Annotated in this window: 20 protein-coding genes; 3 read left to right on the forward strand and 17 right to left on the reverse strand. The window is 70.1% G+C overall.

Annotated features, from left to right (window positions below):
- Positions 1-7 precede the first annotated feature (7 nt).
- The 10 genes from GVL03_RS07835 to GVL03_RS07880 all read right to left on the reverse strand — a co-directional run bounded on the left by GVL03_RS07835 (position 8) and on the right by GVL03_RS07880 (position 10,780).
- Complete coding sequence (locus GVL03_RS07835) at positions 8-1,495, reverse strand: aldehyde dehydrogenase family protein (RefSeq protein ID WP_159500435.1); 1,488 nt, start codon at positions 1,493-1,495, stop codon at positions 8-10.
- Positions 1,496-1,567: 72 nt separating this feature from the next.
- Entirely contained in the window at positions 1,568-2,488 is a 921-nt protein-coding gene (locus GVL03_RS07840; protein ID WP_159500436.1) for a sugar phosphate isomerase/epimerase, read from the reverse strand.
- A 3-nt stretch (positions 2,489-2,491) separates the two neighbouring features.
- Positions 2,492-3,274, reverse strand: a complete 783-nt coding sequence (locus GVL03_RS07845; protein WP_159500437.1) for an SDR family NAD(P)-dependent oxidoreductase — start codon at positions 3,272-3,274, stop codon at positions 2,492-2,494.
- Positions 3,275-3,348: 74 nt separating this feature from the next.
- Entirely contained in the window at positions 3,349-4,170 is an 822-nt protein-coding gene (locus tag GVL03_RS07850; protein ID WP_235038072.1) for an SDR family NAD(P)-dependent oxidoreductase, read from the reverse strand.
- 14 nt (positions 4,171-4,184) lie between these two features.
- Complete coding sequence (locus GVL03_RS07855; RefSeq protein ID WP_159500439.1) at positions 4,185-5,213, reverse strand: sugar ABC transporter substrate-binding protein; 1,029 nt, start codon at positions 5,211-5,213, stop codon at positions 4,185-4,187.
- Positions 5,214-5,321: 108 nt separating this feature from the next.
- A complete protein-coding gene (locus tag GVL03_RS07860; RefSeq protein ID WP_235038069.1) occupies positions 5,322-6,305 on the reverse strand; it encodes an ABC transporter permease in 984 nt (327 codons plus the stop codon).
- Position 6,306: 1 nt separating this feature from the next.
- The gene (locus GVL03_RS07865) at positions 6,307-7,824 is read right to left on the reverse strand and encodes a sugar ABC transporter ATP-binding protein (RefSeq protein WP_159500441.1); all 1,518 of its coding nucleotides are present in this window, start codon (positions 7,822-7,824) and stop codon (positions 6,307-6,309) included.
- The gene (locus GVL03_RS07870) at positions 7,821-8,885 is read right to left on the reverse strand and encodes a zinc-binding dehydrogenase (RefSeq protein WP_159500442.1); all 1,065 of its coding nucleotides are present in this window, start codon (positions 8,883-8,885) and stop codon (positions 7,821-7,823) included. The genes GVL03_RS07865 and GVL03_RS07870 overlap by 4 nt, the downstream gene beginning before the upstream one ends.
- 57 nt (positions 8,886-8,942) lie before the next feature.
- Positions 8,943-9,905, reverse strand: coding sequence for a transketolase family protein (locus GVL03_RS07875; protein WP_159500443.1), 963 nt, complete (start codon positions 9,903-9,905; stop codon positions 8,943-8,945).
- Positions 9,905-10,780, reverse strand: coding sequence for a transketolase (locus tag GVL03_RS07880; protein WP_159500444.1), 876 nt, complete (start codon positions 10,778-10,780; stop codon positions 9,905-9,907). The genes GVL03_RS07875 and GVL03_RS07880 overlap by 1 nt, the downstream gene beginning before the upstream one ends.
- Before the next feature lie 317 nt (positions 10,781-11,097).
- Between GVL03_RS07880 and GVL03_RS07885 the strand changes: the two genes are divergently transcribed.
- Both GVL03_RS07885 and GVL03_RS07890 read left to right on the forward strand, forming a co-directional pair.
- Complete coding sequence (locus tag GVL03_RS07885; protein WP_159500445.1) at positions 11,098-12,597, forward strand: aldehyde dehydrogenase family protein; 1,500 nt, start codon at positions 11,098-11,100, stop codon at positions 12,595-12,597.
- A gap of 82 nt (positions 12,598-12,679) precedes the next feature.
- A complete protein-coding gene (locus tag GVL03_RS07890; RefSeq protein ID WP_159500446.1) occupies positions 12,680-13,231 on the forward strand; it encodes a MarR family winged helix-turn-helix transcriptional regulator in 552 nt (183 codons plus the stop codon).
- A gap of 129 nt (positions 13,232-13,360) precedes the next feature.
- On the opposite strand, the gene GVL03_RS07895 is transcribed toward GVL03_RS07890, so the two are convergent.
- From GVL03_RS07895 to GVL03_RS07915, 5 genes are all read right to left on the reverse strand, one after another.
- Positions 13,361-15,007, reverse strand: coding sequence for a thiamine pyrophosphate-binding protein (locus GVL03_RS07895; RefSeq protein WP_235038070.1), 1,647 nt, complete (start codon positions 15,005-15,007; stop codon positions 13,361-13,363).
- A gap of 62 nt (positions 15,008-15,069) precedes the next feature.
- Entirely contained in the window at positions 15,070-15,870 is an 801-nt protein-coding gene (locus GVL03_RS07900; RefSeq protein WP_159500447.1) for an ABC transporter ATP-binding protein, read from the reverse strand.
- A 16-nt stretch (positions 15,871-15,886) separates the two neighbouring features.
- Positions 15,887-16,642, reverse strand: coding sequence for an ABC transporter permease (locus GVL03_RS07905; RefSeq protein WP_200847099.1), 756 nt, complete (start codon positions 16,640-16,642; stop codon positions 15,887-15,889).
- A 14-nt stretch (positions 16,643-16,656) separates the two neighbouring features.
- Positions 16,657-17,505, reverse strand: coding sequence for an ABC transporter permease (locus GVL03_RS07910; protein ID WP_159500449.1), 849 nt, complete (start codon positions 17,503-17,505; stop codon positions 16,657-16,659).
- Between the two features lie 5 nt (positions 17,506-17,510).
- On the reverse strand, positions 17,511-18,497 hold the full coding sequence (locus GVL03_RS07915; protein WP_159500450.1) for an ABC transporter substrate-binding protein: 987 nt from the start codon (positions 18,495-18,497) through the stop codon (positions 17,511-17,513).
- Positions 18,498-18,660: 163 nt separating this feature from the next.
- Here GVL03_RS07915 and GVL03_RS07920 point away from each other — a divergent pair, with 163 nt between their 5' ends.
- Entirely contained in the window at positions 18,661-19,632 is a 972-nt protein-coding gene (locus tag GVL03_RS07920; protein ID WP_159500451.1) for a LysR family transcriptional regulator, read from the forward strand.
- A 71-nt stretch (positions 19,633-19,703) separates the two neighbouring features.
- Here GVL03_RS07920 and GVL03_RS07925 read toward each other — a convergent pair whose 3' ends face one another.
- Together GVL03_RS07925 and GVL03_RS07930 are read right to left on the reverse strand one after the other, a co-directional pair.
- Positions 19,704-21,857 (reverse strand): glycoside hydrolase family 36 protein, encoded by a 2,154-nt coding sequence (locus tag GVL03_RS07925; RefSeq protein ID WP_159500452.1) that lies wholly within the window; start codon positions 21,855-21,857, stop codon positions 19,704-19,706.
- The gene (locus tag GVL03_RS07930) at positions 21,841-22,659 is read right to left on the reverse strand and encodes a carbohydrate ABC transporter permease (protein WP_159500453.1); all 819 of its coding nucleotides are present in this window, start codon (positions 22,657-22,659) and stop codon (positions 21,841-21,843) included. The genes GVL03_RS07925 and GVL03_RS07930 overlap by 17 nt, the downstream gene beginning before the upstream one ends.
- Between the last annotated feature and the right edge of the window lie 4 nt (positions 22,660-22,663).

Genomic DNA, 22,663 nt, shown 5'->3' on the forward strand with positions numbered 1-22,663 from the left:
GGGCGGGTCAGAGCGGGTACTGGCCGGGCTCGCGGCGCAGGGTGATCCAGCGGGTCTCGGTGAACGCGTCGATGTTCGCCTGGGCGCCGCCGTGCCGGGACCCGGTGCCCGAGGCGCCGACCCCGCCGAACGGCGCGTTCGCCTCGTCGCCCACCGTCTGATCGTTGATGTGCACGATGCCGGTCGGGATGCGGCGTGCCAGCTCCAGCGCCGCCAGCCCGTCGCGGCTGACGATCCCGAGCGACAGGCCGTACTCGGTTGCGGCCGCCAGCTCGACGGCCTCGTCGTCGGTCGCGAACGACACGACGGAGGCCACCGGCCCGAACACCTCGTCCGCGTAGGCGGCCGCATCCTTCGGCGGGTTCGCGAGCACCGTCGGGCGGTAGAAGAGCCCCTCGTAGGTCCCGCCGGCGGCGAGGGTCGCCCCCTGCGCGACGGCATCCTGCACGAGGGTGTGCACCCGGTCGCGCTGCACCTCGTCGATGAGCGGCCCCAGATGCACCTGGTCCGCGGCCGGGTCGCCGACGGCCATCGAGTCCGCCTTCGCGGCGAGCTTCGCGACGTACTCGTCGAAGAGCGACTCGTGCACGATGTGCCTGCCGACGGTCATGCAGATCTGTCCCTGGTGGAGGAACGACCCCCAGGTCGCGAGGTTCACGGCCTGATCGACGTCGGCGTCGGCGCGGACGAGGAACGCGGAGTTGCCGCCGAGCTCCAGGTGGGCGCGCTTCAGGTGCCGTCCCGCGAGCTCGCCGACGATCCGTCCCGCCCTCGTCGACCCGGTGAACGCGATGACGCGCACGTTCGGATCGGTCACGAGCGCCTCGCCGACCTCGGCACCGCCGGGCACGAGCTGCAGCACGCCGGCGGGCAGCCCCGCCTCCTCGAAGATGCGCACCATCGACACCCCGCCGGTCACGACGGTGCGCGGATCGGGCTTGAGCAGCACCGCGTTGCCGAGCGCGAGCGCGGGTGCGACGGCGCGGATCCCGAGGATGAGCGGGACGTTGAACGGCGAGATCACGCCGACCACGCCCACGGGCACCTGCTGCGCGAGCGACAGCCGCGGCTCCTCGCTGGAGAGGATCGACCCGAGCGGCGCCGACGGCAGCGTCGCCGCCTCGTAGCACTCCGCGGCCGTCACGTGGAGGGCGAACCCCGCCAGCGGCGGGATCGCGCCCACCTCGCGGATGTTCCAGCCCATGATCTCGTCGGCGTGCTGCTCCCAAAGCTGAGCCGCGCGGCGCAGCACCGCGGCGCGTTCCGGATGCGGGGTCGCCGCCCAGGCCTTCTGCGCCTTGGCCGCGGATGCCGCCGCTCGGGCGACGTCATCGGCCGAGGCGATCCCGACGGTGGCGATGACCTCGCCCGTCGCGGGGGCGACGGATGCGGTCTCGCCGCCTCCGCCGAGCACCCAGCGCCCGTCCAGATGGATCTTTCCGGCGATCGCCGCCGCGTCGATGAGACGCGCATCGGTCTCGGTGATGGTGGACATCGTCGTTCCCTTCGTCGGTGTGGGGATCAGGTCGTTCGGATGGGGGTCACGTCCGGGCGAGGGCCGGGGAGGTCAGGTGGTCGCGCCGCGCGCCAGCCGATGCGCCCGCCGCCCGGCGGTGCTCTCGGACCATCCCCGCCGGATCACGCGGAGCGCCTCCTCGGCGATCTCTCCCCCATCCTGGAACGGAGACCGCCAGATCGCCAGCGTGTCGGCGACGGGCTCGGCGAGCACCGCACGGGAGAACGCCTCTACGCCCCAGCGCCCCTCGTAGCCGTCGTCGATGGCGCGGGCGATGACGGCGGGCAGGTCGATCGCACCGCTGCCGAGGTGGCCCCGCCCGGACTGACCGAGCTCGAGGTAGCCGAGCTTCGGCAGAGCGGTGCGGATGGCGGCGTTCAGGTCCGCCTCCTCGACCGCCATGTGGAACGTGTCGAGGTGGATGCGCAGGTGGTCCGACCCGCTCCGGTCGACGAGCTCCATCGCACGCTCGGCGGTGTTCACGACGGAGGTCTCGTAGCGGTTCAGCACCTCGAAGGTCACGGTCACCCCGCGCTCGTGCGCCTCGTCCGCCACCCGGCCGACGGCCCGCGCCGCCCGATCGAACCGCCCGGTGGGCACCGGTGCGGTCGGATGGGCGAACACGCCGTACGGCACGCCGTTCATCTGGTCGCCGCCCAGGGCGACGGTCAGCTCCAGCACCGCCCGCAGGGCGCGTTCGCCGGCCGCCGCCACCTCCGGTTCGTCGGACGAGACGTCGGCGTCCGGCGTCTGTCCGGCGATCGTGATCGGCGCCAGGCCGTGACGCGCGAGGGCCGCGCGCAGGGGCGCGGGATCCGTCTCGCCGGGATCGAGCGGCGGCAGCACCACGCGACGGTAGCCGAGGTCCGCGAGCGTCGCCAGGGCGCCGTCGAGACGAACGGGTTCCGCATCCGGCACCAGGACGTTCAGGTGACAGGCGAGATCGAGGTCGAGATCGAGGTCGGGGTTCATGGCTCAGAAGACCGGCAGGTCCAGCCGCTGCTTGAACACCGAGTAGCCGTCGTCGACGTGCACGACCGTGCCGTTGATCACGTTCGACTCGTCCGATGCGAGGAAGGCGACGACGTCCGCGATCTCCGACGGCTCCGTCATCCTGTCCCGCAGCTGCTCGGACGCGAACGTCGCCTTGAGATCGTCGCTGAACTGATTGATGATCGGGGTTCCCACGCGCCCAGGCGTGATCGCGACGGCACGGATGCCGTAGGGCGCCAGCTCGTACGCTGCGGAACGGGTGAAGGAGATCACCGCCGCCTTGGCGGCGCTGTAGGTGAACGAGAGCTCGGCCGCCTGCTCGCCGTAGATCGACGAGGTGCTGATGATGACGCCGCCCGTGCCCTGCGCACGGAACTGTCGGCCGGCCGCGAGGATGCCGTAGTAGACGCCGTCCTGGTCGACGCGGATGATCGGCTCGTAGTCTTTGACCGGATCGTGCTCGAGAAGGGGGCGGCCCCCCGCGATCCCGGCGTTGTTGAAGATGACGTCGAGCCTCCCGAAGTGCTCGACTGCTCGCGCGACAGCGGCCTCGACCTCGGCGTACACCGAGACGTCGACGCCCACCGCGGCCACCGATCCGTCGAAGCCCTCGCCGGAGACCGCGTCGGCGGCAGCCCGGGCGCGCTCGAGATCGATGTCGGCGATCATCACCTTCGCGCCCTCGCGGACGAACTTCTGCACGGTCGCGAGACCGATCCCGCTTGCGCCGCCCGTGATGAGGGCGATCTTGCCTTCAAGCCTCATTCTGAATGCTCCTTCGTGATGGTGTGCCGGCGGGGAGCGGATCTCCCCGCCGGCACAGGTGGGTGGACTCTTCCTCAGAATCCGGTGTGCGAGAGGGCGAGCGCGCCGCCGTCGACGGCGAGGATCGCCCCCGTGACGAACGACGATGCGGGCGCGACGAGGAACAGCATGGGCCCTTGGACCTCGGCCATGGTCCCCATCCGCGCGAGGGGGATGGTCTCCGCCCACATGGCCTCCGCCTCCGGCGTGATCTCGGTCTTGCCGTCGCCGATGCGCGTGCCCTTGAACGGACCGGGTGCGATCGCGTTGACGCGGATGCCGCGCGGTGCGAGCTCGAGGGCGAGCTGGCGCACGAGATTGAGGATGCCCGCCTTGGTGGTGACGTAGGCGTACGAGACCATCGGGTCCGTCCGAAGCCCCGCCGTCGAGGCGGTGACCAGGATCCGGCCGCCGGATTCGAGCACCCTCGATGCCGCGCGGACCGTCTCGAACGTGCCGGTGAGGTTGGTCGCGAGGACCTCGTCCCACTCGGCGTCCGTGTAGTGCGCGATGCGGCCCTCGCCGAGGTAGCTCGCGCCGCCGGCGATCCCCGCGTTCGCGACGACCACCGTGGGACGACCGACCTCGGACGTGATCCGCTCGAACACGGCATCCAGAGCGCCGCGCGCGGCGACGTCGACGGCGTACCCGTGGGCGTCGCCGCCTGCGGAGACGATCCCCGCTGCGACGTCGGCCACGCGCGCCTCGCTCCGTCCGAGGACGACGACGGTGGCACCGGCGGCGGCGTAGATCTCCGCCGCCGCCTGCCCGATGCCGCTGGAGGCTCCGGTCACGACGACGACGTCCCCGCTCAGATCGAGCAGTGCCGACAGATCGGATGGGGTGACAGCACTCATCGTCACGGCCCCGATCAGAGCGTCGGCACGTAGGTCGCGACGTTGCTGCGGTCGATCAGCTCGCCATCCAGCGGGATGTAGTTCTCCGCGGGCAGCGTCGCCGAATCGCGGTAGTCGTTCATCAGGACGATCATGTCGTCGACGACCTTGACCCAGTCCTGCGCCACGGACGCGTACATCGGGCCGTTCTTCGCGATCTCGACCGCGGTCTCGCCCAGGGCATCGACGCCGGTGACGAAGATGTCGTCACGGCCGGCCTCCGTGATGGCACGTGCCGCGCCGAGGGCTGCGTCATCCCAACCGACCCAGACCCCGTCCAGTCCCTCGGGGTTCGCCTGCAGGTAGTCGGTGACGAAGTTCAGCGCCTCGGTCCGGCCGGTGCCCGGATCCAGCGCCTGCTTCATCCCGCCGCCGGCGATGATCGCTCCGGCCGCCTCGAGCTTGTCCAGGGCCAGGTTCGACCGGGTCTGGATGCCGATGTGCGGGTCGTGCCCGATCACCATGACGTTCTTGCCCTCGAGACCGCCCATGGCCTCCTCGAGCGCGCCGACGGTGAGGTCCGCGGTCACCTCCTGGCTGAAGGTGATGTCCACGACGAAGTCGTCGTTGGGCTCCACGCCGCCGTCGATCGAGAAGATCGGGATGCCGGCCTCCTGCGCGGCCTGGACGAGCGGGGCGATCTGACGCGGGTCGGGGAAGCCGGCGAGGATCGCGTCCGCGCCCTGCTGGATGGCGGTCTGGACGTCGCTGTTGATCTTGTCGTAGTCGAACGCGCTCGTGTACAGCGTCACCTCCCAGTTCTCCTGGGCGTTGCCCTTCTCGACGAACTCGTCCAGCGTCAGCTTCCCACCGGGCGTCGCATAGCCCGCGGTGAATGCCGCCACCTTGAAGACGCCGTCGTCTCCGAGACCGTCGGTCTTGCCTTCGGCGCTCGTGCCGCCGCCCGATGACCCGGTGGTGACCGAGCATCCCGCGAGGGCCACCACGGCGGCGATGGTGAGCGCGGTCGTGGTGAGGCGACGCTTCGTGATTACAGTGCGCATGAGCGGACTCCTTTGTCGTGTTTCGTACTGTGTCTTGCATGGGATCGCCGGAACGATCGCCCCGGCGGGAGGAATTGCCTGTGTTCGGCGAGGCGCGCCGATGGCGCGCTACGCGTTCTTCTGCTTGAGCCCCGACAGGAGAACCGCGGCGATGATGATCACGCCGATGAGCACCTGCTGGATGTAGGTGTTGACGCCGACGATGTTGAGGCCGTTCTGGACGACACCGATGATCGCGACGCCCACGATCGTTCCGCCGATGTTCGCCTGTCCCGACCGCAGCAGGGTCATGCCGAGGAACACCGCGGCGACGGCGAACATCATGAGGTCGTTGGCGCTCGAGGAACCGGCGCTGCCGAGGCGACTGACCAGGACGATGCCTCCCAGGCCCGAGAGGAAGCCGGCCACCGAGAATGCGAGGAAGCGAGTGGAGCGGACGCTGACACCCGAGAGCCGGGCGACCTCGGCGTTGCCGCCGATCGCGTACCAGCGACGCCCGATCGTCGTGAAGCGCAGGACCGCCCAGGCGATCAGGGCGATGACGATCGCGTAGACGACGGGGAACGGCACGCCGTTCACCCGCGACTGCCCGAGGAAGCCGAACTCCTCCGGCCAGCCGTACAGGGTGGTTCCGCCCGTCACGATCAGGGCGAGCCCGCCGACGGTGGTCATGGTCGCCAGGGTCGCGACGAAGGCCGAGAGGTTGAGGTAGGCGACGAGGATGCCGTTGACCACGCCGACGAGCGTGCCGACCACCAACGCGATGACGATCGCCAGCGGGACGGGCACGCCGGCGATCATGAGGGCGGCGGCCGACGCTCCCGAGAGGGTCGCCGTCGTGCCGACCGACAGGTCGAAGTCTCCGACGACCATGACGAAGGTCTGCGCGACCGCGATGATCGTCAGGATCGCGACCTGATTGAGGATGTTCGTCATGTTGCCCGCGGTGAGGAACACCCCGTTGCCGGCGATCGTGAACACGATGACCAGAACGACGAGGGCGATGACCGTGCTCCCCTGCCACACCCACTGCAAGGGCGAGGGCCGGTCGCGCTCCACGGCGGCGATCGTGAGGGTGTCTGTCTGCGCCATGTCAGGCGTCCCTTCCATATGCATAAGTGAGGATGAGCTCGTCGTCGGCTCCGTCTGCGTCGACTTCGCCGGAGATGCGACCCTCGTGCATGACGAGGATCCGGTCCGAGAGACCGATGAGCTCGGGCAGTTCGCTGGAGACGGCGACGACCGCTGTCCCCGTCGCGGCCAGCTCGCGGATGAGGCGGTAGATCTCCGCCTTCGTCCCCACATCGATTCCCCGAGTGGGCTCGTCCATGAGCAGCACCTTGGGGCCCCGCGCGAGCATCTTCGCGAGCACGACCTTCTGCTGGTTTCCGCCGGAGAGCTGCCCGACCGGCTGCCGGACGCTTCTGGCCTTGATCCGCAGATCGGCGAGCGCCCGCTTGGCCAGCTGCACGATGCGTCGCTGGGACACGATGCCCCCGGGGCTGACCGACTTCAGGTTCGCGATCGCGATGTTGTCGGCGATCGGCGCCGAGAGGATCACACCCTGCGCCCGGCGTTCCTCGGGGACGAGAGCGATGCCCGCGTCCAGGGCACGACCGACTCCACGACCGACCACGGCGGTCCCGCCCACCTGCACGATCCCCGCCGAGTTCTTCTGCGCTCCCGCGAGGAGGCGGAGCAGCTCGCTCCGCCCCGATCCCGCGAGGCCTCCGACCCCGACGACCTCGCCCGCCCGCACCTGGAACGACACGTCCTTCACGCGCCGGCCGGAGAGCCCGTCGACGGCGAGCACGACCTCGCCCCCGCCTCTGCCGCGCTCGGGGTACAGCTCGTTCTGCTCGCGACCCACCATCGTCGAGATGACGTCGTCGATCGACGAGTCGGACACGTCCTTGGTCACGATCGTGCGGCCGTTGCGCATGACGGTGAGTCGGTCGCACAGGGCGAACACCTCTTCGAGTCGGTGCGACACGTAGACGATCGCGACGCCTTCGTCCCGGAGGTTGCGCAGGACCGTGAAGAGTCCTTCGATCTCGGTGTCGGTGAGAGCCGCGGTCGGCTCGTCCAGGATCAGCACCTTGGCATCGATCGACAGTGCCCGGGCGACCGCGACCATCGTCTGCTGCACGGGCGAGAGACCGCCGGCGAGGCGACGCAGGTGGATCTGCTGGCCCAGGCGGTCCAGCTGCGCCTTCGCGTGCGCGCGGAGCTCCTTCCACCGCACGAACCCGACGGTCGACGGCGCGTCCTCGCCGAGCACGATGTTCTCCGCGACGCTGATCGTCGGGACGATCGAGAGCTCCTGGTAGAGAGCGACGACACCGGCACGGTGCGCGGCGCGCACATTGGGGAAGTCGACGGGCTCGCCTCCGACCAGCACCTCGCCCTGGTCCTGCTGGTAGAGGCCGGTGATGATCTTGATGAGCGTCGACTTGCCCGCGCCGTTCTCGCCGAGGAGGGCGTGGATCTCGCCCGGGCGCACCTCGAGGTCGATCCCGCGCAGCGCCTGGACGCCATCGAAGTGCTTCGTGATGCCGCGCACTTCGAGGATCGGCGCGGCGACGGCGGCGAGGTCGGCGGGGACGCTCATCGCCGCACCTCCTCGAGGTCGTTGCAGCGGATGACGACCTTCGGGTACCGCCCGCTGACGTGCATCGCGAACGCGTCGGCCGCGTCCTCGAGCTCGAACACCGATCGGGTGAGCTCCTCGACGTCCAGGTGCGGCAGGATCTGCAGCGCGCGCGGGAACGCATACGGCGACACGAAGACGCCGGTGAGGGTGAGCTCCTTCAGGTAGAGATGGTTCGACAGGTTGAGCGGCAGCTCGTAGTCCTCCGGGTACATCGCCCCGTAGACCACGGTCGCGCCCTTGGCGGCGATGTCGAGGAGCCCGCGGACCGCGCGGGTCGATCCCGACGCGTCGATGACGACGTCGAACCCGCGGCCACCGGTGATCTCGCCGGCCACCGCATCCTGGTCCTCGTTCACCGGGTCGATGATGTAGTCGGCACCGTGCCGGCGGGCCATCGCACGACGGTCGGCGATCGGCTCGATCATGGTCAGCGAGGTGGCGCCGTGCATCTTCATCACCTGGAGCGCGAGCTGCCCGATCGGACCCCCGCCGCAGATCGCGACGCGGTCGCCCACGCGGATGCGGGTCTTGTCGGCGATGCGCACGGCCACCGAGGTGGGCTCGAGCAGGCATCCCTTCAGCAGGCTGACGTCGTCGGGCAGCCGGTAGACCTGCGACTCGTGCCAGGTGACCGTCTCGGCCATGCCCGGCCGGTTGTAGTCCTGGATGTGCTCGCAGAACTGCTGCCTGCCCTCCTGACAGGGACGGCAGGTGCCGCAGAACCGCAGGAAGTTGCCGGCGACCCGGTCACCGACGCGCAGCCCGTTGCGGTGCGCCCGCTCGCCCAGCTCCTCGACGACGCCGGACAGCTCGTGCCCGAGCCCGATCGGCACGTCGGTGCCGAAGAAGCCCTCCGCCAGATGCGGGTCCGACCCGCAGATGGCCGAGTAGGCGACCCGGATGCGGACGTCCTCGGGCCCCAGGGGCTGCTCCGGGAAGTCGACGACGCCGATGCGTCCCCGTGTGCTCTCGTCGGGGTCGCGCAGACTCCCGATCTTGGTGACCGCTACCGTTCTCATACGTCTCTCCGTCGAAACCGAACATGGATGGCTCGGGAATCCCTCTTCCCGAGTCGGTCAGTGCCGGGCGATGGCACGCCGGGCGGCGGCGATGGTCGCCTCGAGCCCGTAGCCGTGCTTGTCCCGCAGCTCCTCATCGTCGCCGAAGCCGGCGTACACCTGCGGGATGCCGAGTCGCTCGAACGAGGTGAGGGAGACGCCGCGATCGGCGACGACGTCGGCGATGCGGGTCGCGAGCCCCCCGTAGGCGAGGTGGTCCTCCAGCACCACGAACCGGCCACCGGTCTCCTCCGCGGAGCGCACGATGAGCTCTTCGTCGATCGGCTTGAGGGTGAACATGTCGACGACGCGCACCGAGCGGCCGTCCTCGGCGAGCGCGTCCGCGGCGTCGAGGGCCTGCGCGACGGTGGTGCCGTGCGTGAAGATCGTGAGGTCTGATCCGTCGCGGGCGACGATCCCCTTGCCGATCCGGATGTCGTGCTCCCCGGGCGCGTAGAGCACCTTGTCCTTCTTGCCGACCGCCAGTCGGATGTAGATCGGACCGCTCATCGCCATCGACTGGCGGATGATCTCGCCGACCATCATCGGGTCGCCGATCGAGGTGACCGTCATGTTCGTCAGCGCGCCCATGAGCGTGAGGTCCTCGACGGCGTAGTGCGTCGACCCGCCGTTGCCGACGAGCCCGCCGTGGGTGCCGATGATCTTGACCGGGAGGTTCGGATAGCAGACGTCGGTGCGCACCTGCTCGAGCGCGCGCATCGACAGGAACGGCAGCATGCCCGACACGACCGGGATGTTGCCGTCGTAGGCGAGGCCGGCCGCGATGCCGACGCACGCCTGCTCCGCGAGGCCCACGTCGATGAACCGGTCCGGGAACGCGTCGCGGAACTCCGTCAGCGACTGGCCGATGTCGGGAGTCAGCACGAACAGGTTCTCATGCTCCTCGCCCAGCTCCGCCAGCGTCGAGCCGATCACCGAACGCGCGGAGAGCATCTCCCCGAATGTGAACGTCGTGGGCATCAGACACTCTCCTTCTCACGCGACGTCTCGAGGGCCGCCAGGGCACGCTCGAGGTCCGCCGCTCCCAGCGACCCCGCGTGCCACGCGAGGTTCCGCTCCATGAAATCGACCCCCTTGCCCTTGACCGTCTCGCAGATGACCACGGTCGGCTTGTCGGAGTCGGTCGCCGGCAGGGCATCGATCGCGCCGACCAGCGCGGCCATGTCGTGGCCGTCGATGTGCACGACGTTCCAGCCGAACGCGGCCCATTTGTCGGGGTAGGGCTCGAGCACCACACGCTCCTCGTCGAAGCTCGTCATGAGCTGCCGGTTGCGGTCGATGAACGCGACGAGGTTGCCGAGCCTGTTCGAGTTCGCCGCCATCGCGGCCTCCCACACCGAGCCCTCGCCGGTCTCGCCGTCGCCCATCAGCGTGATCACCCGGTGGCTCTCGCCGCGGTGCCGGGCGCCGAGCGCCATCCCCACCGCGAGCGGCAGACCGTGACCCAGCGATCCCGTCGAGGCCTCGACCCCCGGCAGCTGGACCTTGCACGGGTGCATCCCGTAGGCGCTGTCGAGCAGCCCGTAGGTGTCGACGATGCCCTGATAGGAGAAGAACCCGCGGATCGCCATCGCGATGTACATCGCCACGGCAGCGTGGCCCTTGCTGAGGACGAAGCGGTCGCGGGAGGGATTGGCGAGATCGGTCGGATCCACGCGCAGCCCGTACTCGAACAGCGCGGTGAAGATGTCCGCCGACGACAGATCGCCGCCCACGTGCACCGCGCCCTCGTAGGTGCCGCACAGGTGCAGCAGCTTCGTGCGCAACTCGAAGGACAGCTCCTCGAGCTCCTCGACCGTGTGCAGCTTCCCTGTGTCCAGGGTGTCCGTACTCATCTCATGTCTCCTCATTGAATGACACGGATGCCGTTTCCGACGCCGACCACGCGCGTCCTCATCGACACTCTCTCGGTTGCCGGGAGGCCTTCCGCCTCGCGACGGGAGTGACGCTAGCACGAACCTATTTACAAGTAAACAAGAATGTACCTAAACTCGTTTACACGCTTGATGGCGAGGCGATCAGGCCGCAGACTCGTCGACAAAGCCGTTGCGATCCCGCGACGGCCACTCGACCCGAGACTTCCGTCGAATCCGACGGAGACCGGGAGCGCCGCTCCCGGAGGCGAACGACACACAGAGAGGTGAATGTCGAGATGACTGGAGACGTGTTGACCACCGCGGGAGCGCGGACCGGCTTGTACATCGGAGGGCAGGAGCGATTCACCGAGAGCACGCTCACGGTGAACGACCCCGCCAAACCGGGCGTGATCGTGGGCGAGGCGGCCGCGGCCACCCCTCAGGACGTGACCGATGCGGTCGCCGCGGCGAAGGATGCCTACCCGGCGTGGTCCGCTCTCGGCGCGACCGAGCGGGCTCGGATCATGGCCGAGGCGATCGCGGGCATCGCCGACGATCGCGATGCGGACGCGGCGATCCTCTCGCAGGAGAACGGGAAGATCCGTTTCGAGGCATGGGTGGACGCGCTCGTGTTCGAGATCCGATGGAACCTGGCACTGATGCTCGCGGAGGAGGTGGACACCTCGAAGACCCTTCCCGTCGTCCCGGGCGCCATCCCCGTCTCGACAGAGGTCGCCTACCAGTCCCTCGGCGTCGTGACCGTCATCGTGCCGTTCAACTGGCCGATCGCCATCCTCGGCGCCGCCCTTCCGCATGCTCTGCTCGCGGGAAACACCGCGATCGTGAAGCCGCCGCCCTCGGCGCCCCTCGCCACGACGCGCGTCGTGCAGCGCATCGCGGAGAAGCTGCCGCCGGGCGTCCTCAACGTCATCACGGGCCGCGACGAGAACATGACCGGCCTCATCCAGAACACGGATGTCGCCAAGGTCTGCTTCACCGGCTCGGTCGGCGGAGGCAAGCGCATCATGGAGCTCGCGTCCAAGACCCTCACCCGGGTGACCCTCGAGCTCGGCGGGAACGATGCCGCCCTCTTCCTCGAGGACGCCGTCATCGACGACGTCCACCTCGACCGGCTGTACGCGGCCGTCTACGACACGACCGGCCAGATCTGCATGAACGCGAAGCGCGTCTTCGTGCATCGCTCGCGCCTGGACGAGGTCGTCGCGGGCCTGTCCGCCCGCCTCGAGAAGGCGGTCATCGGATACGGACTCGACGAGGGCACCACCCTGGGACCGCTCCACCAGCCGGCGCAGAAGGCGTTCGTCGAGGAGATCATCCAGGAGGCCAAGGACGCCGGGGCGGATGTGCGCGAGTTCGGCGAGCTGCCGGGCGGCGAGCTCGCCGGCGGCAACTTCCTGCGCCCCGCGATCGTCGTCGACCCGTCGCTGGATCTGCGCGTGGTCACCCAGGAGCAGTTCGGCCCGGTCATCCCGCTCATCCCCTTCGACACCGAGGAGGAGGCCGTCCGCCTCGCCAACGACACCTGGGGCGGCCTCTGCGGGTCGGTGTGGACCGCCGACCCCGATGCCGCGCAGCGCGTCGGCAGCCGGCTGGAGTGCGGATACGTCTGGGTCAACGACCACGGCGCGACTCGGCTGGACCTGCGCGCGCCGTTCGGCGGCGTGAAGCAGTCCGGCTTCGGCCGCGAGCAGGGCATCGAGGGCATCCGGGCCTTCCAGGACACCCGCTCGATCGCCACGATCGATCCGGAGGCATTGGCCGCCATGGCACACTGATCGATCACCGGAGGAAGAGGGGCCCGATCCTCGAGGTCGGGCCCCTCTTCTCTTCTTTCGCAAGACCCCGACAAGGAGCAGCATGCCCCGCGCAGACGCACGGCCCGGTCCCGTCCGCCCCGGAACGGAGATGGTGACCCATCCGCTCGACGAGACGATCGATCCGGAGAACTTCACGCCTCGGCTGCTCGCCCTCCTCTCGAACGCGCTGGTGTGGCGCGAGTCGCACGAGCTGCGCCGGCGCTTCGGGCTCGGCACCAACGACTGGCGGGTCGTCTCCGCGCTCGCGCTGCGCCCCGGCGCCTCGGCGACGGAGGTGTCGGATTTCATCGGCGTCAACAAGGCGGTCGTCTCCAAGAGCGTCACCACCCTGACCGCGCACGAGCTGATCGTGCTGGTGGACGGCCCCCGCGGATCGCGGCCGATGTACCTCACCACCACCGGCGCGCAGATGCACCGCGACATGCTGCCGGTCTCCCTGAGCGGCCAGGACATCATCCTCGGGGGGATGACGCCGGAGCAGATCACGTCGCTCAACATGCTGTTGCGCGGGATGATCGACCGCGTCCGCGACGCCGGGTCGCTGCGCGCCGCGCCGTGGGGCGAAGAGAGCCCGGCCGCCCAGCGCGCCTAGCGGGCGCATCGCGCCCCTTCGTCTCGGAGCCCCTGCTCCCCGCTCAGGGACCGAGAAGTCTCGTCGCTCCGATCCCCGCTCAGAGACCGGAACAGAAGACACTGGAGCCGAGGAGCAGGGGCTGCCGCATCAGTGGGCCAGGTCGCCGGCCATGAGCGGCGAGGGGTCGCCCGCCACTTTGGCGTCGACGACGAGCGGTCGCCGCCGAGGCCCGTCGAGCCACTCCTGGACCGCCCCCAGATCGTCGAGCGAGCGCACCGTGACGCCCTCGCAGCCGTATCCGCGCGCGATCGCGGCGATGTCGGTCTCGGGGAACCTCACGATGGCGTGCTTGTCCGGCTGGTCCGCGAACAGATGAACCTCGGCGCCGTACGCATCGTCGTTGTAGACGACGACGAGCATCCCGAGCCCCTCTCTGACGGCCGTGTCGAGCTCCACCGCCCCCATCAGGAACGAGCCGTCCCCGGTGCCCACGACCGTCATCCGATCGGGCCGGGCGATCGCGGCGCCGATCCCGTTCGAAAGACCCAGGCCGATCGACTGGAACGACAGCGGCATGACGAACCCCCGGTCGTCGGGCACGCGCAGGAACGCTCCCGCGTACATGTTGACGTTGCCGCCGTCCGGCACGACGACCCGCTCGGTCGGGAGCATCGCGTCGAGAGCGGCCGTCAGGGCGCCGGGGCCGACACGACCGGGATGGTCCCGCTCGTCCGGCAGGTTCTCGGTCCAGTACCGGATGCGGCGGATGCGCTCAGCGGTCGCGGGCGTGCGCCAGCCGGTGCGAGCGGGCCCCCGAGCCGCGAGCCGCGTCGCGACCGACGAGGCGACGGATGCGGTGTCGCCGAGGATCCCGACCGTCACGTGGCGGTGCTTTCCGAAGGCGTCGGCCCGATCATCGACCTGGACGAGCACCGGCTGCGCCGTCAGGGCGCCGCCATGGGCCGTCCAGGGGTTGAGCGCGGCCCCGAACGCCACCAGCACGTCGGCCTCCTGGATCAGCTTCTGCGCGCCCGGGGTCGCGAAGCCGCCCATGACATCGAGCGCCCACGCCTCGTCCGCGAACAGGCCGCGCGCACCCGCGGAGGGGACCAGCACGGCTCCCGTCTGTGCGGCGAGGGCGCGCAGTTCGGCGGATGCGTGCCGCGCCCCGCGGCCGCCGAGGAGCACGGGGCGCTGCGCCTCGGCGAGGATCCGGGCGAGCTCGGCGACGCCTGCCTCCGACGCAGCGGCCGGGATCACCCGCGCCGGCGGATCGATCGCCGCCGACGCAGGACACTCCTCGGCCTGCAGATCGACCGGGAGCGAGAGCACGACGGTCGTCCGGTCGCGGACGGCGATGTCGTAGGCCGCCACGGCGTCGGCGACCGCCGTCGCGGCCGAATGGATGCGCCGGGCAACCGCGCCGACCGACGCCACGAGCGCGTCCTGATCGATGACGAAGTTGCCCTCCTCCTGGCCCACGGCGGAGTCCCCCGTGACGACCAGCATCGGGGTGTGCGACTTGGCCGCCTCGCCGATCCCGGTCATCGCGTTCGTGAGCCCGCATCCCTGGTGCACGCTCACCGCCGCCACACGTCCGGTCAACCGGGAGTGCGCATCGGCCATGCACGCGGCGCCCATCTCGTGCCGCGCCGCGGTGAAGCGCACCCCGGATGCGACCAGCCCGTGCGTGACCATGAAATTGCCGCTGCCGACGACGCCGAACACGTGGGCGATCCCCCGCTCGGCCAGCGCCCGCCCGACGGCCTCGCCGACCGTCACCGTCTGCGTCACCTGATCCTCTCCCCTCGACATCCGTTCCTCTCCCTCGCGGTTCCCGGCGGCACCGGCCGCGCTCACCGGATCACCGTCCGGATGCTCCCCGTGCGCATCAGCTCGCTCGATCGGCGGATGCGGCGATACACGTCGCTGCGCACGCGCGCGAACTCCGGCAGCTCCTTCGTCTCGATCTGGTCCCGCGGCGCGGGCAGCTCGACGGGCAGGTCGGCCTCGATGAACGTCGGCCGCGGGCCCATCACCAGGACACGGTCGGCCAGGTACACGCTCTCGTCGATGTCGTGCGTGACGAAGACGATCGTGATGTCGAACGCGTCCCTGACCCGAAGCACCAGGTCCTCCAGCTCCGCTCGCGTCTGCGCGTCGAGGGCTCCGAACGGCTCGTCCATCAGCAGCATCCGGGGCTGGTAGGCCAGCCCCCGGGCGATGGCGACGCGCTGCTGCATCCCGCCCGACAGCTGCCACGGATAGCGATCCTCGAACCCGAGCAGACCCACCGACTCGATCGCCGCCATCATGCGCTCCTTGCGCTGCGCACGATCGCGCACCTCCCGCTTGAGGGGGAACTCGACGTTCTGCCCGACGGTCATCCAGGGGTAGAGCGAGTTGATGTAGTCCTGGAAGACGAGCGCGATCTCTTTCGGCGGCCGCGTCACCGCGACGTCGTCGATCGTGATCGACCCGCTGGTCGGATCGATCAGACCGGCCATGAGCTTGAGCACCGTCGTCTTCCCGCAGCCCGAGGGGCCGACGATGGTGACCACCTCGTTCCGCCCGATCTCGAACGTGAGATCCTGCACGGCGAGGGTGCCGGTGGCGGCGTCGCCGTATCTCTTGGCGACGTTGTTCAACGCGAGCATGGTGTTCCTCCGTCGGTCAGTGGACGTCGGCCCGCGCGCCGTGATGCCAGGCCAGCATCCGCCGCTCGATGACCGTGAAGACGAGATTGAGCAGGTAGCCGAGGATCCCGAGCAGGATGATCCCGGACCACATGTCGGGGATCGCGAAGGTGCGCTGGGCCTGGACGATGAAGAATCCGACTCCGTTGGTGGCCCCGACCATCTCGCTGATCACCATGATGATCAGCGCGAGCGGGAGGGCCGCCCGCATCCCCGCGAAGATCTGCGGGCTCGCCGCACGGAGGTCCACGTGCACCAGGGCGTCCCAGCCGCCGATCCGGTAGCTGGCACCGGTCTCGCGGAGCGTGGAGTCGACGCCCGTGATGCCGTCGACGGTGTTCAGCAGGATCGGCCAGACGCAGACGAGCGCGATGAGGATGATCTTGGCCGCGTCCCCGGTGCCGAAGGCGATGAGGGTGAACGGCAGCAGCGCCGGCGGCGGGATCGCGCGCACGAACTCGATGACGGGGTCCGCCTGACGCCGGATCCGCGGGCTCCGCCCGATCAGGATGCCCGCGCCGATGCCGACGACGACCGCGATCAGGTATCCGGAGAACAGGCGGAACAGGCTCGGCAGGAGCTCGGCCGGGACGAGCGCGAACAGCCAGTTCTGGGCGAACGCGACGAAGACGTCCTGGAGCGGCGGGAGGAAGAAGCTCGAGCCCGTGTTCGTGGCCCACAGGATGATGAGCACGACGAGCACCGGCGTGACGATCTCCGCCGCCACGTGCACGCTGCTCCTCAGCCTCATCGCGCACCCGCCCTCTGCGAGGCGTGCCAGTGCAGCGCCCTGCGCTCGAGGGCGGCGAAGAGCATGTTCAGGAGCAGCCCGAGCACTCCGGCGATGATGACGTACGCGTACATGAGGGGCACGTCCGCGCCCTCTCGCGCTCGGTTGATCTGCAGACCGATCCCCGGTGCGCCCATGATGATCTGCCCGGTCACGACCAGGATCAAGGCCACCGACGACGAGATCCGCAAGCCGGTCACGAGGTAGGGCGTGGCCCCCGGAAGGACGACCCGCAGGAAGGTGCGCACGCGGCCGATCTGGAACGAGCGCGCCGTCGCCATCTGGATCGGGTTGATCGACCGCACGCCGTAGATCACCTGCACCAGGAGCGGCCAGGTCGCGGCGAAGGCGGCGAGGAAGACGGTGCCCTCCAACGACCCGGGGCGGAAGATCAGGAAGACGACGGGGATGAGCGCGACCGAGGGCACGGGCCGGAGGAACTCCACGATGGGCCGGGTCGCCCGATAGGCCAGCTCGCTCGTTCCGAGCAGCATTCCGAGCGGGACGGCGACCAGCGCGGCGATCCCGAGCCCGAGGGACCACGCCAGCAGGGTCAGCCCGATCGCCTGCCAGGCGATCGCCTCGGTCAGCAGCTCCGCCAGTGCGGCGACGACGACACTGGGCGGCGGCAGGTAGCGCGACGGAAGGATCTCCAGTCGCGTCACCAGCTCCAGCGACAGGACGATGACCAGGGCGCCGCCCAGTGAGCCGATCCGATGCCGGAGCCGGCTCAGGGCGCCGCCCGCGGTGCGGTCTGCAGACCCGGACGGCGCCCTCGGCGGACCGAGCGAGACCGGTGCGGTCATGGCCGTCACCCCTCGATCAGCTGGTCCAGATCGGGTGCCCGGTCGACGACGCCGAACTCCACGAGGATCTCCACCAGCGTCTCGAGCTGTTCGCGGTCGAGCGCGGAGCGGAAGATGGGCAGGCGGATCTCGGCGGCGAGCTCCGGCGACAGCGCGGTGAAGGTCGGCAGGATCTGCCGCACGGCGTCGTCGTTCTCCGCCGCGTGGTCGACGGATGCCGTGATCGCGGCCGTGAAGCGATCCACGAGGTCCGGATCGCTCTCGACGAGGTCCGCCGAGGTCGCCCATGCGCCGTTCGGGAAGTTCGCACCGAGGTTGTAGGAGGGCGTGTCGAGGATCCGCCCGCCGTCCCCCAGGGTGCCGGTGATGAAGGGCTCGGAGCCGAACGCGGCATCCACCGTCCCGTTCGCCAGGGCCGCGGGGACCTCGGAGAAGGGGATCTCCACGAACTGCACGGCGGTGTCGTCCACGCCCTGCTGCTGCAAGGACGCACGGATGGTGGCCTCGGCGACGCCCTTGAGCGCGTTCACCCCGACCGTCGCGCCCTCGAGGTCCTGCACCGACTGCGCCGTCGAGTCGGCTCCGACGACCAGCGCCTGCCACTCCTCGTCGGGAGTGGCACCGCCGACGTCGTTGGCGGAGATGATCGACAGCGGCAGTCCGTTGGCGGCGGCGGCGAAGAGCGGGACGTAGCCCGCCACGACGAAGTCGAACGATCCGGCCTGCAGGCCGGCGATCATCTCGGCGCCGCCCCCGACCGTGGTCATGCTCAGCTCGAGCCCCTCCTCGGCGAAGAAGCCCTCCTCCTCGCCGAGGTACACGGCGGCCATGTTCGAGGTGGGCAGGACCGCGACGTTCACCGTCCGCGTCGCGGGCTCGCCGCTCGACCCGGCCTCCGCACCGCCCGGGGAGCACCCGGCCAGTGCCGCGGCCGTCATCGCACCGCCGGCGACGGCGGTCGCCAGCCGCCCCGTGAATGATCGCTTCGCCATCTTCGAGCCTCCATGATCGAATGTGGTGCGCCGCCGGCGCCTTCGCCGGACGGCTTCGGCAAGTCTGCGTCACCCGATGCCACATCCGTACTTAATCCTCCTCATGGATTGCATTAGTCTCACTGAATACTCCGATACGGATCTGCGAGGGAGGAGCGGCGGTATGGACCTCAATCTGCTCACGGTCTTCGTCGCCGTCTACGAGACGGGAACGGTCACCGCGGCCGCCGAGCGCCTCTTCGTGACGCAGTCCGCGGTCAGTCAGTCGCTCACACGTCTGCGGCGCGAGCTCGGCGACCAGCTCTTCGTCCGCGAGGGGCGCACGTTGCGGGCGACCCCCGCCGCGCACACCCTCTATCCGGAGTTCCACGCCGCCCTCAGCCGCGTCGAGACCGCCGTCGCGGGTCTTCGGGACTTCGATCCCACGACCGCCCGGCACCGATTCCGCCTGGCGCTCTCCGAGCTCGGAGAGGTCGGCTTCCTCCCGACCATCCTCCGATCGATCGCCGCGGTCGCGCCGCACGTGGAGGTCGAGGTCGTGCCGCTGGATGTCCGGGCGCTGCCGGAATGGCTCGCCCGCGGTCGCGTCGACCTCGCCATCGCGTCGACCCCGCCGCCCGGCGAGTTCACCGGCCCGGTCCTGAAGACCGAGCGCTACGTGCTGCTTATGTCCGCCGACCACCCGCTCGCCGGACGGAAGGCGATCACCCGCCAGGCCTTCACCGACGCGCGGCATCTCACGACCTCGAGCGACTCGGCCGCACCCGGCGTCGGCGCGGCTCTCGAGCGCGCGGGCCTGCCCATCAGCCCCGACCTCGTGGTCGGCCACACCTCCTCACTGCCCGGGCTGCTGCATGCCGGACCCTGGATCACGGTGGTCCCGTCGAGCCTCGCCGAGAACTGGATGCCGCTGTGGCCGCTCGTCTCACGACCCCTGCCGGTCGACCTGGCCCCCATCCACGTCCGGCTCTACACCCGCTCCACGAGCTACGAGAGCTCCGCGCTCAACTGGTTCCACCGGGCTGTCGTGACTGCGGTGCAGTCCGCGCCGCGGCGCTTCTGGTCGCCGCCGGAGACGGACGGAGGCGACGCAGGCGCGCATCGACCCGGGAGCGACGGGGCGTGGACGGGGTGACCGCGGGATGCCGTCGCCGACCACGGCGGGATCTGGCACTTCGTGGTCGACGCGCTCGAGCGGATCGCGGATCAGGCGGGATGCGGCGCGGGGAAGCGGTAGACCCGCGCCGACGGCTCGGCTCTGCCGCCCGTGCCGGCCGGGGTCATCCGGACCGTTCCGGGCTCCTCCGCCACGTCGGCGAGCCCCCAGGGCGGCAGCTGCACCGGGTAGACCGTCTCAAGCTCCGCGGCGCCCGCCCCGAGCGCGAGCTCGACCGGCCGGCCGGCCCGGTTCCACACGTAGACGTACGTGTGCGCCGGCGCGCGAAGGCACAGCGTCACGACGGCCTCGTCCCACGCGGGGAAGCCGGCCGGCCACCAGGGGACGGATGCGGAGACGTCGGCTCGGATCTCCCGGTGGACCCGGACACCGTCCGCCACCAGCGCGAGCTGCTGAGCCGTCATACGGTCGTAGAAGCCCGAGAGGTACGGCTGACCCGCGAGCCCGGTCACCGTCGTGAACGCGATCTGCTCGAGCGACATCGTCGGCTGTGCATACGCCCAGTTGCCTGCGAGCTCCGGCGGCATCATCATCGGAGCACCCGCCGCGATGACCGGGTAGAGCAGCGGGTCCTGCTGATCCGAGGTCGACTGCAGGTCGAAGACCTCCAGCTGCGCGAAGTCCGCGCGCATCGCCCCGGAGCCGCAGTTCTCGAACACCACGTGCGGGTAGCGCCGGCGAAGCTCCCCGAACCACGCCAGGTATGCCCGGGAGTGCTCGAGCAGGCCATGCCCGGCCGAGGACGCGGCACGGTCGGTGCCGGAGCCGGGCGTCACGTTGTAGTCGAGCTTCACGTACCCGAAGCCGAGCCCGCCGAGCAATCGATCCGCGGCACGGTCGAGGTGACGCCGCGCCGCGGGGCTGCGCAGATCGAGGAACCAGCGATCGTGTTCCCGGATGCGCACGCCGCCCCGCTGCAGGAACGCCTCGTCGGGGAGGGCGCGTCCCGCCTCGGATCCCACGCCGACCACTTCCGGCTCCATCCAGATGCCCGCGATCATCCCTCGATCGCGGATGCGCTGCGCGAAGGCGCCCAGCCCCGAGGGGAAGCGTCCGAGGGACGGCTCCCAGTCGCCGACCGTCGACCACCAGTCGATGCCCGCGTCCGCGTACCACCCCGCGTCTATGCAGAACACGTCCGCGCCCACGCGCGCCGCCGCCTCCAGCAGCGGAGCGTCGGCAGCCTCCGAGGGATCCCCGTCGAGGGTGTTCATGTAGTCGTTGTAGACGACGACCGCCTCGGGACGGCTGTGCGCGGCACGCAGGCGCCGGCGATGCCGGGTGAGCGAGGCCACCGCGTCCTCCGGGGACCGCGCGAAGCACACCGACGCCGGAACGGTCTCGAAGCGCTCGCCCGGCGCGAGCCGCACGGAGGCCTGATGGTGAAGATCGGTCGGTCCGCTCAGCACCAGGACGAAGGCGTCGACGCCGTCGCGGATGTCGTCGACCTCCCAGTGCCAGGCGCCGTTGTTCTCCACCTGCCACGCGACGGTGCGGCCGGAGCGCTCGTTCACGAGCATCCCGGCGGGAAGCAGGGCCGCCGTCGACCACGTCGACAGGCCCGTGGCCTCCACGATGCCCCTCGCCGACTGGTTCGCATGGGCGTGTGTGCGCACGTCCGCCAGCGCGCCATCGCCGCGGAGAGGGCGGCTCGACCAGCGGAACTCGGCCAGCTGCTCCGAGCGTCCTTCGACCAGGCGCAGCTCCTCGGCGGCCTCGCCCGGGGCCACCAGGGCTCCGATCGACACCGACGGCACCGCGTCGACGACGAGGTCGGCGGAGCCCAGGTTGCTCACGGAGGCGGTCACCTGCACCGCTCCGGTGCTCGTCGCGCGGAACCGCGTGACGAGCTCCACGGGCGGGTCCTCCGCCCTCTGCACGATCGTCGCCACCGGATCGTCGCCCTCCCACGACTCCGCGTGCGCGACATGACGCAGCGCCTGGCCGGTGGCCGTGTGGGTCAGGCGCGTGTTGTTCCACGCCCGCCCGTGCCCACGCACGAGCACCTCGGCGATCGGCCGCGACGACGAGGCGTCCGCGCCGCCCCAGGCCAGCCCGTCCACCTCCCACGCCGCGAGCCGGACCGGCGACCGGTCGTCCCACCGGAATTCCAGACGCAGGGCACCCGTGTCCCACGTCCAGGAGCTCTCGTCCCGAGCCGCCGGGTCATTTCTCTGCGCCATCGAGCATTCCCTTCATGAAGTACCGCTGGAGGAAGACATAGGCGACCAGGACCGGCAGCACGCCCAGGAGCGCGGCCGCCACCGCCGCGTTGACGTTGGATCCCTGCGCGCCGAAGAACGAGGCGATCGCGGGCGCGAGCGTGCGCATCTGGTCGCCGGACATGATGTACGAGCTCAGCGCGAACTCGTTCCACACGTTCACCGCCGTGAGGATCACGACGGACGCCGTCACGGGTTTGAGCAGCGGCAGCAGCACCTGGAAGAAGATCCGCATCCGTCCCGCGCCGTCGACCCGTGCCGCCTCCTCCAGGGTGGTCGGCACCGAGCGGATGAACTGCGTGTAGAGGAAGACCGCCTGCGGCAGCGACAGGCACAGCAGCGGCAGGATGAGCCCGGGATAGGTGTTCAGGAGCTTCATCTGGTTGAGCATCGAGTAGAGCGGGACCAGGATCGTCAGCGGCGGGACCATCATGACGCCCAGCATGAGCACCTCGACGCCGCGGTTGAGCACCGATCGGCGCCGCGCCAGGGGGTATCCCGCGAGCGCTCCGAGCAGGCAGGTGAGCACCGTGACGACAACCGTGACGATCGCCGAGTTGAGGATGGCGCGGATCACGTTGCCGTCGTCGATCGCGGAGACGAAGTTGTCGACGGTCGCGCCGTCGAACGGGAACAGCCAGACGGAGGAGAGATCGGACTGCTGCTTGAAGGAGGTCGTCAGCGCCAGGTAGAACGGGACGATCTGCAGGATGCAGAACAGGATCAGGGCGCTGCCCGACAGGACCTTGACTCGCGTGCTCATGGTC

Origin of the sequence: Microbacterium sp. 18062 (assembly GCF_902706225.1) — a bacterium.
GTDB lineage: Bacteria > Actinomycetota > Actinomycetes > Actinomycetales > Microbacteriaceae > Microbacterium.

Bases quoted from the DNA above. Each gene is read 5' to 3' on its own strand.
- GVL03_RS07835 (WP_159500435.1), bottom strand. From the start codon at position 1,495: ATGTCCACCATCACCGAGACCGATGCGCGTCTCATCGACGCGGCGGCG.
- GVL03_RS07840 (WP_159500436.1), bottom strand. From the start codon at position 2,488: ATGAACCCCGACCTCGATCTCGACCTCGATCTCGCCTGTCACCTGAAC.
- GVL03_RS07845 (WP_159500437.1), bottom strand. From the start codon at position 3,274: ATGAGGCTTGAAGGCAAGATCGCCCTCATCACGGGCGGCGCAAGCGGG.
- GVL03_RS07850 (WP_235038072.1), bottom strand. From the start codon at position 4,170: ATGAGTGCTGTCACCCCATCCGATCTGTCGGCACTGCTCGATCTGAGC.
- GVL03_RS07855 (WP_159500439.1), bottom strand. From the start codon at position 5,213: ATGCGCACTGTAATCACGAAGCGTCGCCTCACCACGACCGCGCTCACC.
- GVL03_RS07860 (WP_235038069.1), bottom strand. From the start codon at position 6,305: ATGGCGCAGACAGACACCCTCACGATCGCCGCCGTGGAGCGCGACCGG.
- GVL03_RS07865 (WP_159500441.1), bottom strand. From the start codon at position 7,824: ATGAGCGTCCCCGCCGACCTCGCCGCCGTCGCCGCGCCGATCCTCGAA.
- GVL03_RS07870 (WP_159500442.1), bottom strand. From the start codon at position 8,885: ATGAGAACGGTAGCGGTCACCAAGATCGGGAGTCTGCGCGACCCCGAC.
- GVL03_RS07875 (WP_159500443.1), bottom strand. From the start codon at position 9,905: ATGCCCACGACGTTCACATTCGGGGAGATGCTCTCCGCGCGTTCGGTG.
- GVL03_RS07880 (WP_159500444.1), bottom strand. From the start codon at position 10,780: ATGAGTACGGACACCCTGGACACAGGGAAGCTGCACACGGTCGAGGAG.
- GVL03_RS07885 (WP_159500445.1), top strand. From the start codon at position 11,098: ATGACTGGAGACGTGTTGACCACCGCGGGAGCGCGGACCGGCTTGTAC.
- GVL03_RS07890 (WP_159500446.1), top strand. From the start codon at position 12,680: ATGCCCCGCGCAGACGCACGGCCCGGTCCCGTCCGCCCCGGAACGGAG.
- GVL03_RS07900 (WP_159500447.1), bottom strand. From the start codon at position 15,870: ATGCTCGCGTTGAACAACGTCGCCAAGAGATACGGCGACGCCGCCACC.
- GVL03_RS07910 (WP_159500449.1), bottom strand. From the start codon at position 17,505: ATGACCGCACCGGTCTCGCTCGGTCCGCCGAGGGCGCCGTCCGGGTCT.
- GVL03_RS07915 (WP_159500450.1), bottom strand. From the start codon at position 18,497: ATGGCGAAGCGATCATTCACGGGGCGGCTGGCGACCGCCGTCGCCGGC.
- GVL03_RS07920 (WP_159500451.1), top strand. From the start codon at position 18,661: ATGGACCTCAATCTGCTCACGGTCTTCGTCGCCGTCTACGAGACGGGA.
- GVL03_RS07925 (WP_159500452.1), bottom strand. From the start codon at position 21,857: ATGGCGCAGAGAAATGACCCGGCGGCTCGGGACGAGAGCTCCTGGACG.
- GVL03_RS07930 (WP_159500453.1), bottom strand. From the start codon at position 22,659: ATGAGCACGCGAGTCAAGGTCCTGTCGGGCAGCGCCCTGATCCTGTTC.